The 16,511-nt window shown below is 33.4% G+C and carries 14 protein-coding genes and 1 pseudogene; 10 read left to right on the top strand and 5 right to left on the bottom strand.

The genetic code is table 11. The annotated features are described in order from the left end of the window. The first annotated feature begins 107 nt into the window (after positions 1 to 107). The 3 genes from CD127_RS09730 to CD127_RS09720 all read left to right on the top strand — a co-directional run bounded on the left by CD127_RS09730 (position 108) and on the right by CD127_RS09720 (position 3,852). Complete coding sequence (locus tag CD127_RS09730; RefSeq protein WP_103366566.1) at positions 108 to 767, top strand: LPXTG cell wall anchor domain-containing protein; 660 nt, start codon at positions 108 to 110, stop codon at positions 765 to 767. 276 nt (positions 768 to 1,043) lie between these two features. Beyond that, the gene (nagE, locus tag CD127_RS09725) at positions 1,044 to 2,516 is read left to right on the top strand and encodes an N-acetylglucosamine-specific PTS transporter subunit IIBC (RefSeq protein ID WP_103366565.1); all 1,473 of its coding nucleotides are present in this window, start codon (positions 1,044 to 1,046) and stop codon (positions 2,514 to 2,516) included. A 211-nt stretch (positions 2,517 to 2,727) separates the two neighbouring features. Beyond that, the gene (locus CD127_RS09720; protein ID WP_103366564.1) at positions 2,728 to 3,852 is read left to right on the top strand and encodes an HAD family hydrolase; all 1,125 of its coding nucleotides are present in this window, start codon (positions 2,728 to 2,730) and stop codon (positions 3,850 to 3,852) included. A 57-nt stretch (positions 3,853 to 3,909) separates the two neighbouring features. Here the strand turns inward: CD127_RS09720 and serA are convergent, their stop codons facing one another. The 3 genes from serA to CD127_RS09705 form a co-directional block, all read right to left on the bottom strand. Continuing rightward, the gene (gene serA / locus CD127_RS09715; RefSeq protein WP_103366563.1) at positions 3,910 to 5,508 is read right to left on the bottom strand and encodes a phosphoglycerate dehydrogenase; all 1,599 of its coding nucleotides are present in this window, start codon (positions 5,506 to 5,508) and stop codon (positions 3,910 to 3,912) included. Further along, entirely contained in the window at positions 5,498 to 6,658 is a 1,161-nt protein-coding gene (locus tag CD127_RS09710; RefSeq protein WP_103366562.1) for a pyridoxal-phosphate-dependent aminotransferase family protein, read from the bottom strand. The genes serA and CD127_RS09710 overlap by 11 nt, the downstream gene beginning before the upstream one ends. 110 nt (positions 6,659 to 6,768) lie before the next feature. After that, on the bottom strand, positions 6,769 to 7,209 hold the full coding sequence (locus tag CD127_RS09705; RefSeq protein ID WP_103366561.1) for an OsmC family protein: 441 nt from the start codon (positions 7,207 to 7,209) through the stop codon (positions 6,769 to 6,771). Between the two features lie 79 nt (positions 7,210 to 7,288). Between CD127_RS09705 and CD127_RS09700 the strand changes: the two genes are divergently transcribed. Continuing rightward, positions 7,289 to 8,035 carry a glycerophosphodiester phosphodiesterase gene (locus tag CD127_RS09700; RefSeq protein WP_103366560.1) on the top strand — a complete coding sequence of 249 codons (747 nt, stop codon included), beginning with the start codon at positions 7,289 to 7,291 and terminating at the stop codon, positions 8,033 to 8,035. A gap of 59 nt (positions 8,036 to 8,094) precedes the next feature. Here CD127_RS09700 and rpsD read toward each other — a convergent pair whose 3' ends face one another. Both rpsD and CD127_RS09690 read right to left on the bottom strand, forming a co-directional pair. After that, entirely contained in the window at positions 8,095 to 8,697 is a 603-nt protein-coding gene (rpsD, locus tag CD127_RS09695; RefSeq protein ID WP_011275505.1) for a 30S ribosomal protein S4, read from the bottom strand. 225 nt (positions 8,698 to 8,922) lie between these two features. Beyond that, positions 8,923 to 9,390 carry a GAF domain-containing protein gene (locus CD127_RS09690; RefSeq protein ID WP_103366559.1) on the bottom strand — a complete coding sequence of 156 codons (468 nt, stop codon included), beginning with the start codon at positions 9,388 to 9,390 and terminating at the stop codon, positions 8,923 to 8,925. 130 nt (positions 9,391 to 9,520) lie between these two features. Between CD127_RS09690 and ezrA the strand changes: the two genes are divergently transcribed. The 6 genes and pseudogenes from ezrA (at position 9,521) to CD127_RS09660 (ending at position 16,439) form a co-directional block, all read left to right on the top strand. Further along, complete coding sequence (ezrA, locus tag CD127_RS09685; RefSeq protein WP_103298523.1) at positions 9,521 to 11,215, top strand: septation ring formation regulator EzrA; 1,695 nt, start codon at positions 9,521 to 9,523, stop codon at positions 11,213 to 11,215. Positions 11,216 to 11,577: 362 nt separating this feature from the next. After that, positions 11,578 to 12,714: a cysteine desulfurase family protein gene (locus CD127_RS09680; RefSeq protein ID WP_103366558.1), complete on the top strand. Its 1,137-nt coding sequence runs from the start codon at positions 11,578 to 11,580 to the stop codon at positions 12,712 to 12,714. Next, positions 12,715 to 13,938 carry a tRNA uracil 4-sulfurtransferase ThiI gene (gene thiI / locus CD127_RS09675; RefSeq protein ID WP_103366557.1) on the top strand — a complete coding sequence of 408 codons (1,224 nt, stop codon included), beginning with the start codon at positions 12,715 to 12,717 and terminating at the stop codon, positions 13,936 to 13,938. A 39-nt stretch (positions 13,939 to 13,977) separates the two neighbouring features. Next, positions 13,978 to 14,754: a TSUP family transporter gene (locus tag CD127_RS09670; RefSeq protein WP_103366556.1), complete on the top strand. Its 777-nt coding sequence runs from the start codon at positions 13,978 to 13,980 to the stop codon at positions 14,752 to 14,754. 106 nt (positions 14,755 to 14,860) lie between these two features. Beyond that, a pseudogene (tpx, locus tag CD127_RS09665) lies at positions 14,861 to 15,354 on the top strand (thiol peroxidase). A gap of 137 nt (positions 15,355 to 15,491) precedes the next feature. Then, positions 15,492 to 16,439: a class I SAM-dependent methyltransferase gene (locus CD127_RS09660; protein WP_103366555.1), complete on the top strand. Its 948-nt coding sequence runs from the start codon at positions 15,492 to 15,494 to the stop codon at positions 16,437 to 16,439. Positions 16,440 to 16,511 lie beyond the last annotated feature (72 nt).

The following is a 16,511-nucleotide window of genomic DNA, read 5'->3' as shown; positions in this document are numbered from 1 at the left end:
ATATTTAAACAAGTGCATGTTAATATATATACGAACAACATTGTGATGCAAAATATATTGTGATTTATTTTTTATTTTTAATTTTAATTAATAAAGGGGACGTAAAAATGAAAAAATCAAGTATCTTTACTACAACTACTCTAGCAGGAGCACTATTATTTAGTGGTGTAGGAGTACATCAAGCTCATGCAGCTGAAAGTGAAGTAACAGCAGACAATGCTACAGAAATTGGAAGTAGTGTTATGAAAGAAAATGGTTATCACCCAGAGAACGTAAACTTTAATACTCCACAAGACAAAGGAGATTATTATTTAATTCTTTATGGTAATAAGTCTGGTCATGGATCAGGAGCTGTCAAAGTTCACAAAGATGGTCTAGTTGAATCTGGAGCTGGAGCAGCTGCTGGAACTGAGCGCGGAGAATTAACTAAGGTAGGTTATTACCAATTTGCAAAATCACAAGATTCAACATCTAATAATAGCACTAATGATAATGCAAACTCTGAACAACAAAAGCAAACAACTGATAATAATATTTCTACACAAAATACTGACCAACAAGCTACAGATAATAACACAACTACACAAAATACTGACCAACAAACTACAGAAAAAAATGTATCAACTCAAAATAACAAACAACAAACTACTAAAGCTTTACCAGAAACAGGAGAACAATCTAACTCTGGTTTAGTAACAATTATTGCTTCTGTTTTACTAGCAGCAGGTTCATTATTAACATTCAAACGTTTCTCAAATAATAAATAAACTTCATTATAGCTTCTAAAGCTCTTGAATCTTAATTTAGGTTCAAGAGTTTTTTATTTAATCTCAACTCAATAGATGCTCCTAATTCAGCTTTTTATCCAACTTCGTGATAACCATCATAACCAATTCATTTTAAGCCATAAATTTGATGATTTTTACTGAAAATATAACGACAAAAACGCTTCCAAATATGATAAATTATTATAGGTGTATATCATACATAAATAATATTGCTATTTAATTAAATAGTTAGTATTTTGGGAGGAAATATCATAGATGTTTAAGTTTTTTCAAAATTTAGGGCGATCGTTAATGTTACCAGTCGCTGTGTTGCCAGCTGGTGCAATTATCGTTGGAATTGGTAACTTACTCAAAGCATTACACGTATTGCCAACTGTCGCACTGTTCTTTTCAACAGTGGGAACAGCTATACTAGGCCAACTAGGTCTCATCTTTGCAATCGGTGTAGCAATCGGCATGGCTAAGAAAAATGACGGTGCAGTAGCGTTGGCCGCGGCTTTGGGTTATGCGTTGGTAGTAGAAGTATTAACGCCTAAACACATAGCACCACTATTTAATATTAAAATAAGCGCAGTAAACCAAGGGTTCGAAAAAATGGATAATTCAAACGTTTTTATTGGTATTATTATCGGATTGATTGCTGCATATTGTTATAACAAATTTAGTGATGTTGAATTACCATTAGCATTATCATTTTTCAGTGGTAAACGTTTAGTACCAATTATGACAGTCTTCTTCTGTACATTCTTAATCGTTATTCTAATGTTTACATGGCCTTATATTTATTCTGCAATAGTACAATTTGGTGAATGGCTCGTAGGATTTGGTCCATTCGGAGCATTTTTATATGGCTTCTTCAACCGTTTACTTATTCCGACAGGCCTACATCATGCATTAAACGCAGTATTCTGGTTTGATACAGCGGGTATTAATGACATCGGTAAATTCCAAACTGGTCAAGGAGCAATTAAAGGTATCACTGGTCGTTATCAAGCTGGATTTTTCCCAATTATGATGTTTGGAATGCCTGCAGCAGCTTTAGCGATGTATCATACAGCTCAATCTAGCCAAAAGAAACAAGTTTATGGTTGGTTCTTAGCCAGCGCTATCTCAGCATTCATAGTAGGTGTAACTGAGCCAATTGAATTTGCATTCATGTTTGTGGCTCCAGTATTATTTGTTGTCCATGCGTTCTTAACAGGACTATCTTTATTTATCGCTTCATTCTTCCACTGGACAGCTGGGTTCTCATTTAGTGCTGGTTTAATTGATTACGCACTATCACTCATCAATCCTGTAGCAAATCATCCACTCATGATTTTTGTTCAAGGCATTGTATTCTTTATTCTGTACTATGTGATTTTCCGTGTAATCATTCAAGTATTTAATCTTAACACTATAGGTAGAGGCACAAACTTATTAGCAGATCCAACTGATGACACTACCGATGATTCTACTGATCAAGCTGTTGCTTCTGGAAAAGGCAGATACCATAAAACTGCAAGTCAAATTCTAGAAGGCTTAGGCGGTAGTGAAAACATCGATACACTAACAAATTGCGCAACACGTTTAAGAATGGAATTAAAAGACAATTCTATTATCGATGAACAAAAAATTAGAAATGCAGGCGCTGTTGGTGTAACCAAAAATGGTAAACACTCTACACAAGTCATTATTGGCACACATGTTCAGCAAGTAGCTGATGAAATTGAAAAACAAATGCATTAATTTTTCAAGAAATAATTAAAAAGACAATATATGTCTTAGTAGTCTGATAAGATAAAAGCCTATTGATAAATATATGTTGTTCAGATAACCAGTGTGATATGTAATCAATTTATATATCATGCTGGTTTCTTTTTATATCATATTGACTTTAATAATAGGTTAGTTATGATTAAAAGTATCAGAATATTTAAAATAAAAGGGGAGCGGTGAAATGAAGTCAATATTATTTGATGTCGATGGGGTATTTTTAAGTGAGGAACGCTGTTTTGATGTTTCAGCGCTAACTGTAGAAGAAATGCTTAAGAGTAAGACTTTTCTTGGTTTAGATAAATCTATTAATTTTGAAAATATGAATGATGAACTGATTGAAGAAGTGAGAAATAGAGTATTTCAACACGATCGTATATTAAAACAATTAAAATCCTTAGGTCTTAATTCCAACTGGGACATGCTCTTTGTTGTGTTTAGTATTCATTTTATACATATTTTAAAAGCGTTAGATACACAAGTTGTAAACCAATTTTTACAATTAAAATTGATTTCTCAAGATGACTTACAACAGCTACAAACTTTGATTAACAGTGATGTAGAGATTGATTATGAGGCGCCTTTAACATTTATTAAAGATATCGAAAGTGACAAAGCTAATATATATGCAGCTTTAGAAGAATTTGCTAAATTGCAACTTAATACAGATGATGCCAATGTATTTAAATTAAAAGGTCCTTTATGGCAATTATCTAGAGAAGTTTACCAAAATTGGTATTTAGGTGGAAAGTTATTTAAGGAAGTTGAAAAGAAAGCACCTATTAATGCTCAAAAAGAAGGCTTCATATACGATGAAATCATTCTAAGACCAGTGGAAGAAGTCAAAACCTTATTACATGATTTACAAGAAGCGGGTTATCAATTAGCCATTGCCACAGGGCGTCCAAAAACAGAAACTATAGTACCGTTTGAATCGCTTGGTCTTCTAGAATATTTCGATAACAACAACATTGTAACTGCAAGCGATGTTCTTGAAGCAGAAAGTGAATTTCCACAGTATATTCCTTTAGGGAAACCCAATCCGTTTTGTTATATTGCAACCCTTAATGGCAATCAACAATCGGATTATAAAACGTATATCACTGAGCAAGAAAATGTTGTTAATAAAGAAGAAGTATATATCGTTGGAGATTCATTAGCAGATTTATTATGCGCGAAAAAAATAGGTGCTACTTTCATAGGTACATTAACAGGTTTGAAAGGGCAAGAAGCGCGTGAAGAATTAGAACAATATCATGCCGACCATATCGTAGATCACGTAGGAAAAATTCGTGACATTTTATTATAAAAAGAGGCTCATAGATGAACAGGGGTTTCATCTACGAGCTTTTATAATATATTTGTACTATTTTACTGATAAAGTAGTACCGTAAATTTTTTCAAAACCACCAGATTGATATAATTCATTAATAACTTCTTGAGTTACAGGTTGGTCAACTGAAAGAACCATCATCGCTTGGCCACCTTCGCTATGACGTCCTAATGACATAGAAGCGATGTTAATATCATGTTTGCCTAATAATTGTCCTGTTAATCCGACCATACCAGGTTTATCTGCATGGTATGAAATGAATTGATAAGCGTTAGGTTTAAAGTCAACTGAGTAATCATTAATACGTACAATACGTGGGCCAAATCCTGAAACCACAGTCGCTCCGATTTTGACTTCTTCTTTTGCACCAGTTAAGTGAATTTGAATGTAATTACTGAACGTTCCTTGAGAGGCACGGTTTTCAATGTGATGCGTCACACCTTGTTCTTTCAGTAATGCCATTGCATTGATTAGATTTACGCGTTCTCCTAAATCTTGTTGTAAAATGCGTGTGACTATAGAACGGATAATTAAATCTGTATCTTTTTCACTTACTTCTCCGTTGAAAGTAATTTTGATTTCTCTAGGGACTTCTTCTAATAATTGAATAGCTAATTCGCCAGATAATTCTCCGACTTCAATCCATTGTTGTGTTACTTCGTCTATATTATTTAAATTTAATCTTGGTGCATTAACTGCATTTGTGACGTTTCCATTTTCAAGAATATCAATCATCTCATTGGCTACTGAGATAGCTACTTTTTCTTGAGCTTCAACAGTTGAAGCGCCTAAATGTGGTGTGACAATAACTTTGTCATGATCCAATAAAGGTGAAGAAGTAGGAGGTTCATGTTCGAATACGTCTAAAGCTGCATGTGCAATTTGATTATTGTCTAATGCATTAAGTAAATCTTGTTCATTAATAATGCCACCTCGAGCTACATTAATAATTTGTAGTGAAGGTTTTGCTTTAGCAAAGAAATCAGCATTAATAATGCCACGTGTTTTAGGTGTTAAAGGCGTGTGTACAGTTACAAAGTCTGCATTGGCAGCAATTTCATCTACTGTAGCTAGTTGAATATCTAGTTGTTGTGCTTTTTCTTCAGTTAAGTAGGGGTCAAATGCTAGAATTTTCATGCCAAAGCTTTGTAGTCTTTTAGCTACGCCTAAGCCTATACGTCCTGCTCCGATGACACCTAATGTCTTTTGATATAATTCTACACCTTTAAAAGCTTTACGGTTCCATTCTTTACTTTTCAATGAAGCATGAGCTTGAAGGATATTACGCGCCATTGCTAAAATCATAGCCACTGAATGTTCAGTAGCAGAAATTGTATTTCCATCTGGTGCGTTAACGACTAAAATCCCTTTCAAAGTAGCCGCTTCAATATCAATGTTATCTACACCAACGCCTGCACGGGCAATCACTTTTAATTGTTGTGCTTGATTGATGACGTCAGCAGTAACTTGTGTTTGGCTACGTACGATTAAGCCTTCATATTGTGGGATAACGTCAACTAGTTGTTCAGGTGTTAAATCTGTTTTAATATCTACTTCAAAATCTGGGTGAGAGAGTAAACTATGTAAACCTTCTTCAGAAATAGGGTCTGAAACTAAAATTTTATGCGTCATGTTGGATGACCTCCGTATATTTAGTAGTTGCTTTACCAATATAATTTACTTTACGATAATCTGTCAGAATAAGTTCTAATGCTGTGACTACAGATAAAATATCAAATGGAGAAACCTTACCCATATGACCAATGCGCAATATTTTACCTTTTAATTTTCCTTGTCCGCCAGCGATAGTAATATTAAATTGTGATTTTAATGTAGATTTAATGTGTTTAACTTCCGCTTCGTCTTTAGGTACGAAAGCTGTTACAGTAGGAGAAGCGTAAGCGTCATCAACTAATAAGTCTAAATCAAGTTTTTTCAATGCAGCTCTTAACGCATTTTTAATAGTGTTATGTCGTGCAATCGTATTATTAAATCCTTCTTTATTTACTAAAGTTGCATAGGCATTAATAGCTCTAAATAGACCTACATTTGGAGTGAAAGGTGTTGAATGTTGTTGAAGTGAATCAAAGTATTTATTTAAATTTAAATAGAAGCGTGGGGTAGTTACGTCACTAAATCGTTGTTGAGCACGATGATTATAAGCGACGAATGCAAGACCAGGAGGTAACATTAAGGCTTTTTGACTGCCTGATACGAGTACGTCAATGTGATCTCTCTCAAGATTTACATCAACTGCACCAATACAGCTCACGCCATCCACTACATAATAAATGTCATTATCAAATTCTTTGATAGCTTTGCCTAATTCTCCGACTGGATGTAGTACGGCAGTTGAAGTTTCGCAGTATTGAGTAAAGATAGCAGTAATTTTGTGGTCAATTGAAGAAAGGAATTGAACGAATTCATCAACATTGACTGCTTTACCCCATTCCACATCATAAATATGTACATTTTTATAGTATGTTTCTGCAATTTGCTTAAAGCGATTACCAAATGCACCTGAAACGATGACAACAAAGTGGTCGTCTGGATTGACGATATTTAACATGCTGGCTTCGAGCACACTTGTCCCACTTGAAGTTAATATCATAACTTCATTTTGCGTACCAAAGATAGGTTTCAAATTATTGAAAGCTTCTTTCGCAATAACTTCGAAATCTGGAGAACGGTGACCTACCATTGGTAAATTCATAGCATGATTAATTTCTGGAGGGACTGGAGTTGGTCCGGGTGTTAGTAATAAAGGTTCATAATAATACATAGTTAAATTTCCTCCCACATAGATAAGATTTAATTATTTTAACAAATATTCTGACAATTTAAAAGAGAATTAAGCAATCCCACAAAGATTTATAGTGAGATTGCTTAAGATTATTCAATAGTAGGTTGAATATCGATAGTTACATTATTGCGTATAGAATTTGAAATCATACAGTTATTATCAGCAATCGTTAATAATTTAGGTAAACGTTTTTCTAATGTTGATTTCTCATCACTCGAAACTGTAATAGAAGGGTAGTGCGTAATCTTATCCATTTTGAATTTTCCATTTTCAAAAAGAGCAGTACCAATGGTCTTGATCGTTAACTCTATATTTGTAAATTTAGCTCGTTCAAGCGTAGCGGCTAGGGAGATAATATAGCAAGAAGATGCGGCAGATACTAATAATTCATCTGGATTTGTACCTGTACCGTTACCACCCAAAGGAGCAGGAATTGAAATATGTTCAGAAATCACGTCGCCGGTAACTGTACCTACCTCTTCGCGACCACCTTGCCATTTAGTTTGAACTTCGAAATCATGTTTCACCATATCAGTTTGACCTCCGTAAATTGTGTGTTAACTTAAGTTTAGTTGAAAGTGGTGCAAGATGAAAGAAAGGTGTCTTTTTATGAAAATATCTAAACCCAATCAAGCTTTTCAAATTGTAGCGCATCGTGGATTATCACATCGCTATCCTGAAAATACTGTTGAAGGATTTAAAGCAGCATTAATGCAACACATTGATATGTTAGAAATAGATGTGCATTTCACTAAAGATAAGGAATTAGTAGTGATTCATGATGATACGATTGATCGTACGTCTAATGGAAAAGGGAAAGTGATGGATTACACACTTGAAGAACTTAGAAACTTTGACTTTGGCGTTAAACATGGCAAAGCCTTTTCAAATACAAAAATATCTACGTTTGATGAAGTGTTGGAAGTATTTAATCATTATTCTAAAAAATTATTAATAGAGTTAAAGGTGCCAAGTCAATATCCTGGCATTGAGGAAGCGGTCGTACAGCGATTAAAAGCACATCAAGTCCCATCACATAAAGCGATTCTTCAATCCTTTGATGCTGATAGCGTCAAACGACTATCATCACTACAGAGTGATTATCAATTAGGGGTATTGATTAGTAAAAAGAAATATTGGTATAAATTACCCGACTTTGAAGAGATTGCTCAATATGCGACATTTGTGAATCCAAATTATAAATTAGTGAATAAAAAATTCATTACACGTGCGCATGAGAATGATTTGAAAGTCATTCCATATACAGTGAATAAGGCTAAAGATGTTAAGAAGCTTATCAACTTAGAGGTAGATGGAATTATTTCTGATATTCCAGATGAATTATTTAAATTGTAATAAAGATATAAAAAAACCACCCAATCCGAAAGGAAAGGGTGGTTTTAATACTACGCAACTTATCTTGAGTAGTACTCAACGATTAATTGTTCGTTGATTTCAGCAGGTAATTCGCTACGTTCAGGGAAGCGTACGAAAGTACCTTTTAAGCTGTCTGCATCGAAGTCTAAGTATTCAGGTACGAAATTGTTAATTTCAACTGATTCTTTGATGATGTCTAAGTTTTGTGATTTTTCACGTACAGTGATAACTTGACCAGGTTTTAATGAGTATGATGGGATGTCAACGCGACGACCATCAACTTCAACGTGACCGTGACCAACTAATTGACGAGCTTGACGGCGAGTACGAGCTAAACCTAATGAGTATACAACTGCATCTAAACGGCTAGCTAATAAGATCATGAAGTTTTCACCATGAACACCGTGTTGTTTACCAGCGATGTCAAATGTGTTACGGAATTGTCTTTCAGTCATTCCATATAAGTAACGTAATTTTTGTTTTTCACGTAATTGTAAACCATACTCTGATAATTTTTTACGTTGGTTTGGACCGTGTTGTCCTGGTGCGTAAGGACGTTTTTCTAATTCTTTACCAGTACCACTTAATGAGATACCTAAACGACGAGATTTTTTCCAGTTTGAACCTCTGAATCGAGCCATAATAAGACTCCTCCTTTTTCTTTTTTGTTGTTATGAATAAACAAAAAAGAGTGTTGTATGCTCATCAAGATATGTTGTTTTATGTGTCTTCACCTTATAGCTACAGTTACGTGACACGTCCGCTTCGGGAACAACATAGCGCTCAATAATATACAACTGCTATTTTCGTTAATTCACACAAAATCCATTGTACCAGTATTTTTTAAAGTGTCAATACATTTATAATTATTTTGATAATTGATTTTCTAAAATAGATACAATTGCTTCTAAACCTTGTTGGTCTTCTTCTGAAAAACGATTTTTTATAGGCGCATCAATATCTAATACACCAATAATTTCTCCATTTTTATGAATAGGAACTACAATTTCAGAATTACTATTGGCATCGCAAGCAATATGACCAGGGAAAGCATGTACATCTGCGACTAATTGTGTTTTATCTTCTGATACAGCTGTGCCACATACGCCTTTACCTATTGCGATATGAACGCAGGCTGGGTGTCCTTGGAAAGGTCCTAAGATAAGTTCATTATTTTCTATTAAATAGAAACCAACCCAGTTGACTTGATCTAACGAATCGTTAATTAAAGCAGATGTATTACTTAAGATGGCTATTAGATTCGTTTCATCTTCAATAAGACTAGCAAGTTGCTTTTCTAACAGGCTATAATTTGTTTCTTTGATATCTGTCATAGGAATACCTCATTCGATTATTTTACAATTAAGTATAAAGTGAAAAAAATAATCTATCAATTCATTTAATTTTTATTTTAATGAGAGGGAAAGTTACGTTATAATGATGTTAATATAGGAGGAGAATGAGATGGCTGTATTCATTATATTAGCAATATTAATCATCATATTGATTGTTGTTGGTGTTATGTTCTACATGCGTTCTAGCAAGAGAAAAATTGTTGAAGAAGCTGAAGATCGTAAAGTAAAAATCCAACAACTACCATTTGAAAAGAATTTAGAGAAACTTTCTGAATTAAACTTAAAAGGTGAAACTAGAACAAAATATGATGCTTTAAAACAAGACACCTTAGATCATACAAACAATTATCTAGCACCAGTTGAAGAAAAGATTCATGATGCTGAACTTCAACTTGATAAATTCCAATTTTCAGGAGCGCAAACAGATATCGACGACGCTCATGAATTAATGGACAGATACGAAGCGGGTTATCAAGCTCAAGTAGATGAAGTAAACGAAATCTTAACTTTACATAAAGAAAACGAAGAAGTTTATAACAAATGTAAAACGGATTATCGTGAAATGAAACGTGATGTGCTAGCAAATAGACATCAGTTTGGGGAAGCAGCAGCACCCCTTGAAAAACAAATTGAATCATTTGAGCCTGAATTAGAGCAATATGACACGCTTAAAAGTGAAGGTAACTACGTTCAAGCGCATAACCATATTATGGGATTAAGTGAATCAATGAATGAAACTAAAGAATATATGGCTGAAATTCCTGAGTTAATTAGAGAAGCTCAAAAAGAATTACCTGGCCAATTCCAAGATTTAAAATATGGTTGTAGAGATTTAAAAGCAAATGGTTATGATTTAGATCATGTTAAAATTGATGGTACGTTACAAAGCTTGAAGACAGAATTGAATTTCGTTGAACCAATGATTAGTCGTTTAGAATTAGATGAAGCGAATAATAAACTTCAACAAATCAATGATAAACTTGATGAAATGTACGATTTAATAGAACATGAAGTTAAAGCGAAAAATGAAGTGGAAGAAACAAAAGAAGACATCACTAATGAATTGTTTAAAGCGAGAGAAATGAACTATACGTTACGCACTGAAATTGATTATATTCGTGAGAATTACTTCATTAATGAAAGTGACGTTCATAGTATTCGCCAACATGAGAATGAAATTCAAAATTTAGTGACTGTATATGATGATATTCTTAAAGAAATGTCTAAATCTGCAGTAAGATATAGTGAAGTTAAAGACAACTTAGAATATCTAGATGACCATGTAAAAGTCATTAATGAAAAACAAGAAAAATTACAAAATCATCTTATCCAAATGAGAGAAGATGAAGCAGATGCAGAAGATCATCTTTTAAGAATTCAATCTAAAAAAGAAGAAGTATATCGTAGATTGCTTGCTTCTAATTTAACTAGTGTGCCAGAACGTTTCGTAATTATGAAAAATGAAATTGATCATGAAGTTCGAGATGTAAACGAACAATTTAGCGAGCGTCCAATTAATGTTAAGCAATTAAAAGACAGAGTATCTAAAATTGTGATTCAAATGAATACATTTGAAGACGAAGCAAATGATGTTCTAGTGAACGCAGTTTATGCTGAACGTTTAATTCAATATGGTAACCGTTACCGTAAAGATCATAACAACGTAGATAAAAGCTTAAATGAAGCGGAACGTTTATTTAAAAATAATCGTTACAAACGCTCAATTGAAATTTCAGAACAAGCACTAGAAAGTGTGGAACCTGGTATCACTAAATATATTGAAGACGAAATTACAAAAGAATAGTAATTTCGCTTAGATAAGGCATGTATCCTATAATTTTTAGGATACATGCCTTTAAATTTTGTTAAAAAATAGTATAATGCTTTAGTGTCTATTTTTAAGAAAATTTAAAAGGGGATTGAGACAAAAGTGTTTGTACTCTGGGAACCGATTAACGGCGTTCCAAAAGCAGGATTTTAGGTAGCGGGGCCCCAACACAGAGAATTTCATTTAGAAATTCTACAAGCAAAGCAAGTTGGGGATTCACAATTCGACAAAATTTGAGAAACAATTTTGCTTATTGTTCAGTTCTGCTCAAATCCTAAACGCTTTTGTCTCGACCTCTGTGTTAGATAGTTTATTTGATTTGAAAGTGAGTGTTGCAAATGATTTATTTGGATAATGCCGCAACTACTAAACCTCATAAAGAAGTGTTAGATTCGTTTGTTAAAGTGAATGAATCTGTTTATTATAATCCAAATAGCCCGCATAAAATGGGCTTACAAGCTGAAAAAGTATTAAATCAAGCAAAAGAGCGTATTAATCAACTTTTATTCGGTAAACAACTATATGATGTCATATTTACAAGTGGAGCAACAGAATCTAATAATATTGCCTTAAAAGGTGTAGCATTACGTAAAAAACAATTTGCGAATGAAATTATTACATCTGTCTTAGAACATCCTTCTGTGTTAGAAGTAATGCGCTATTTAGAAACCCAAGGCTTCGTTTTAAAATACGTAAATGTTAAAGAAAATGGTCAAATTGATATGGATCATTTAGCTTCTTTAATGAACGACAAAGTAGGACTAGTCACTTGTATGTACGTGAATAATATTATGGGCCAAATTCAACCTATTGACCAAATTGTAGAATTATTAAAACAATATCCGAAAGCACATTTACATGTAGATGCCGTTCAAGCTTTAGGCAAAGTCCCAATGACATTAACAGGTGTGAACAGTGTAAGTTTCAGCGGTCATAAATTTAATGGTCTTAAAGGACAAGGTTTATTATTAATTGATAATAAAGAAAAACTTGAGCCAATCGTTCATGGTGGAGGCCAAGAATATGGCGTGCGCAGTGGAACAGTCAATCTTGCTATGGATGTTTCATTAGTAAAAGCGATTGATTTAGCTGTAAGCAATTTAGATGAACGCCACACCAAGTTAGCATCATTTAATGAAGACTTACGATCATTTTTTAAAGATTATAAAGGTGTTTATATTAATTCTCCTGAAAACGGAGCACCGCAAATTTTAAATATTGCTTTTCCAGGCGTAAAAGGAGAAGTTCTTGTCAATGCGTTTTCAAAATTAGATATCATGGTTTCGACGACAAGTGCTTGTTCATCAAAACGCGGTAAATTAAATGAAGTTTTATTAGCTATGAATATTAATGAGGACAAAATAGAAGGCAGCATACGATTATCCCTCGGTGATACAACGACACAAGAAGATATTAATCAATTTAAAGAGAAGTTTGAAACAATATATACTGAAGTAAAGGAGTTGCTTAAATAAATGAAATTCGATCATTTATTAGTAAGATATGGCGAATTAACATTAAAGGGAAGTAATCGTAAAAAATTCGTCAATGCGTTAAAAGACAATGTGATTCGTTCATTACAATCACTTGAAGGTACGCACGTACATGGAAAACGTGACAGAATGTATATCTCGTTAACGGAAGAAGCAGATGTTCAAGAAGTCATTTCTCGAGTAACTAAAATTTTCGGAATTAAATCTGTAAGTCCAGTTCATAAAACAACTCAAGAGTTAGATGACATTAAAAATTTATGTAGAGAACTTGCACAAAATTTCAATAGTGGAGATACGTTTAAAATTGATGTTAAACGTGTAGATAAATCGTTCCCACTAGATACCTATGAATTACAAAGAGAATTAGGTGGCGTGATTTTACAAGCCACAGAAGATATTACTGTAGATGTTAAACAACCAGACCATAACGTTAGAGTAGAAGTGCGTATGGACGGTGTTTACATTTATACAGAAGTATATGAAGGCGCTGGTGGCTTACCAGTTGGCAGTGGCGGAAAAACATTATTAATGCTTTCAGGCGGTATTGATTCTCCTGTAGCAGGTATGGAAATTATGAAACGTGGCGTTAAAATTGAGGCTATTCATTTCCACAGTCCGCCATTCACTAGTGAAAAAGCCAAAGAAAAAGTTATTGAATTAACACGTATTTTATCTGAACGTGTAGGTCCAATTAAGTTACACATTGTACCGTTTACGGAACTCCAAAAACAAATTAATAAAGTCGTACATCCAAGATATACGATGACATCAACACGACGCATGATGCTTAGAGTGGCTGATATTGTATTGGAACGTATCGGCGGACACGCGATTGTAAATGGGGAAAACTTAGGACAAGTTGCGAGTCAAACGTTAAAAAGTATGTACGCAATCAATAACGTCACTTCTACGCCAATTTTACGTCCGCTCGTTTCTCTTGATAAAGAAGATATCGTTAAAAAAGCACGTGAAATAGGAACTTTCGATGTTTCAATTGAACCTTATGAAGATTGTTGTACAATCTTTACCCCAAAAAACCCAGTGACAGAACCAGATCTAGACAAAGTAGTTAAATATGAAAGTGTTTATGATTTTGATGAAATGGTGCAACGTGCTGCGGATAATGTTGAAACAATTACAATTAATAAAGATTATAAGAGTGAAAAAGATAAAGATACTGATGCATTAATAGATGAATTATTCTAAAATTAGTTTAAATAAAAACTAATTTTAGGGGATGGCATCATGGATATCAGTTTGAATATCATTATTATCATTATTGCTTTTGGTTTCTTAGCGGCATTTATTGATGCTGTAGTAGGGGGCGGTGGCTTAATATCTATTCCTGCATTGCTGGCTATAGGTATGCCACCATCCATAGCGTTAGGAACGAATAAGTTAGCAAGTTCATTTGGTTCGTTAACCAGCGCAATTAAATTTATTCGTTCGGGAAAAGTTGATTTGTCAATCGTACTAAAACTTTTTCCATTTATATTTGTGTTTTCAGCGGGTGGTGCCAGTCTAGCAACATTTTTACCTGCTCAAGTGCTCAAGCCACTTGTTATTGTCATATTAACACTCGTATTAATTTATACGATATTCAAGAAAGATTGGGGAGATGTGCGCACCTATTCTAAATTAACCTTTGGTAAAGCTATTATTTTTGTTGGATTGCTATTATTAATAGGATTTTACGATGGTTTTTTAGGTGGTGGGACAGGCTCTTTCATGCTGTTTGTATTATTAATGTTTGGCTTTGACTTTTTAAGTGCAGCTGGAAATGCTAAAGTACTTAACTTTGCCTCTAATATAGGGGCATTAGTTCTTTTCATAATTTTAGGCCAAGTTAATTTTGTTTATGGTTTAATCATGGGAGTAAGTATGATTATTGGTTCATACATAGGCGCTCAATTAGCTATAAGTAAAGGTGTAGGCTATGTTAAACTATTATTTATAATAGTCACTGCCTTATTAATTTTGAAAAATACTTACGACTATATTGTTCAATTATTAGGAAAATAATTATACTGCATTCATATAGAACAGTATCAATTAATTGATTTAAGATTTACTACTATCGTATTATTATAGATAGAATTTATTAACCAACTTTGGAGGTCGTAACAACATGACACAAATTACTTTTAAAAATAATCCTATTCATTTATTAGGAACAGAAGTTTCAGAAGGACAACAAGCTCCAGACTTTAAAGTATTAGATAATAACTTAAATGAAGTAGATTTAAGTCAATTTAAGGACAAAAGAAATTAATCAGTGTAGTACCTTCAATTGATACAGGTGTGTGTGATCAACAAACACGTAAATTTAATGAAGAAGCATCTCAAGAAGATGGCGTTGTATTAACAATTTCAGCTGACTTACCATTTGCTCAAAAAAGATGGTGTGCGTCTAATGGCTTAGATAATGTTATTACACTAAGCGACCATAAAGATTTATCTTTCGGTAAAAATTATGGTGTAGTAATGGAAGAATTAAGATTATTAGCACGTTCAGTATTTGTTCTAGATAAAGATAATAAAGTTGTTTATAAAGAATTAGTAAGTGAAGGTACAGATTATCCGAACTTCGAAGCGGCTTTAGAAGCTTACCGTAATATTTAATGATTTTATAAATAAATGATTGAAAAGACATAAACACAGGTGTCCATATTTATTTCAAAAACAAGAATGTAGAAACAGATGTTACATTTTAAAGAAATAAAAAGTATGGACGCTTTTTTGTTGGAAAGGAAGTTTATATGACTGAAGAACAAACAATTATGGAAACGTTATTCCGTACGCTTGATGAGAAGGCTAAAGCTTTAAACGAAGAGAATGGCCAAAGTTTTATTGAGAACTTAGGTTTAGCTATGGAAGATGTTTATCAAAATAAAAGAGAGTTACTTGAACAAGCAACGTTACAAGATAGACGTAAAGCCTTTCAATTTGCTTATTTAAGTTTATTACAAGAAGAAACGATTCAAGCGAATCACCAAATTACACCTGATTCAATCGGTTTAATATTAGGTTTCTTAGTTCAAAAATTTACAAAAGATAGTGATGAATTACATGTAGTTGATATTGCAAGCGGGGCAGGGCATTTAAGTGCTTCAGTTAATGAAGTATTAAAAGAGACTACAGTCATGCATCATTTAATCGAAGTGGACCCAGTCTTATCTAGAGTAAGTGTGCATTTAGCTAACTTCTTAGAAATACCATTTGATGTTTATCCTCAAGATGCGATTATGCCATTACCATTAGAGGAAGCGGATGTCGTTATTGGAGACTTCCCAATCGGTTATTATCCAGTAGATGAACGTAGTAAAGAAATGAAATTAGGCTTTAAAGAAGGGCATAGTTATTCTCATTACTTATTAATTGAGCAAGCGATTACAGCTTTAAAAGCGACTGGATATGCCTTTTTAGTTGTGCCTAGCAATATTTTTGAAGATGAGAATGTAAAACAGTTAGAAAATTTCATTGCTACAGAAACAGAAATGCAAGCATTTCTTAATTTACCTAAGACATTATTTAAAAACGAGAAAGCGCGTAAATCTATCTTAATTTTACAAAAGAAAAAAGCAAATGAGACTAAGCCAGTAGAAGTCTTACTTGCAAACATTCCTGATTTCAAAAATCCAAATCAATTCCAAGGATTCATTAGCGAATTGAATCAATGGATGGAAGAAAATCATCCTAAAAAATAAACTGTCATATTCTTGAATTATAACTGTATTAATGGTTAAATAAATATGGATATTTAATTAATAAATTGGAGG

This window comes from Staphylococcus petrasii (genome assembly GCF_002902565.1).
Taxonomy (GTDB): domain Bacteria; phylum Bacillota; class Bacilli; order Staphylococcales; family Staphylococcaceae; genus Staphylococcus; species Staphylococcus petrasii.
This window is presented reverse-complemented; position numbering and strand designations above follow the sequence as displayed.

Coding starts and splice junctions, on each gene's coding strand:
- CD127_RS09730 (WP_103366566.1), top strand. CDS start 108: ATGAAAAAATCAAGTATCTTTACTACAACTACTCTAGCAGGAGCACTA.
- nagE (WP_103366565.1), top strand. CDS start 1,044: ATGTTTAAGTTTTTTCAAAATTTAGGGCGATCGTTAATGTTACCAGTC.
- CD127_RS09720 (WP_103366564.1), top strand. CDS start 2,728: ATGAAGTCAATATTATTTGATGTCGATGGGGTATTTTTAAGTGAGGAA.
- serA (WP_103366563.1), bottom strand. CDS start 5,508: ATGACGCATAAAATTTTAGTTTCAGACCCTATTTCTGAAGAAGGTTTA.
- CD127_RS09710 (WP_103366562.1), bottom strand. CDS start 6,658: ATGTATTATTATGAACCTTTATTACTAACACCCGGACCAACTCCAGTC.
- CD127_RS09705 (WP_103366561.1), bottom strand. CDS start 7,209: ATGGTGAAACATGATTTCGAAGTTCAAACTAAATGGCAAGGTGGTCGC.
- CD127_RS09700 (WP_103366560.1), top strand. CDS start 7,289: ATGAAAATATCTAAACCCAATCAAGCTTTTCAAATTGTAGCGCATCGT.
- rpsD (WP_011275505.1), bottom strand. CDS start 8,697: ATGGCTCGATTCAGAGGTTCAAACTGGAAAAAATCTCGTCGTTTAGGT.
- CD127_RS09690 (WP_103366559.1), bottom strand. CDS start 9,390: ATGACAGATATCAAAGAAACAAATTATAGCCTGTTAGAAAAGCAACTT.
- ezrA (WP_103298523.1), top strand. CDS start 9,521: ATGGCTGTATTCATTATATTAGCAATATTAATCATCATATTGATTGTT.
- CD127_RS09680 (WP_103366558.1), top strand. CDS start 11,578: ATGATTTATTTGGATAATGCCGCAACTACTAAACCTCATAAAGAAGTG.
- thiI (WP_103366557.1), top strand. CDS start 12,715: ATGAAATTCGATCATTTATTAGTAAGATATGGCGAATTAACATTAAAG.
- CD127_RS09670 (WP_103366556.1), top strand. CDS start 13,978: ATGGATATCAGTTTGAATATCATTATTATCATTATTGCTTTTGGTTTC.
- CD127_RS09660 (WP_103366555.1), top strand. CDS start 15,492: ATGACTGAAGAACAAACAATTATGGAAACGTTATTCCGTACGCTTGAT.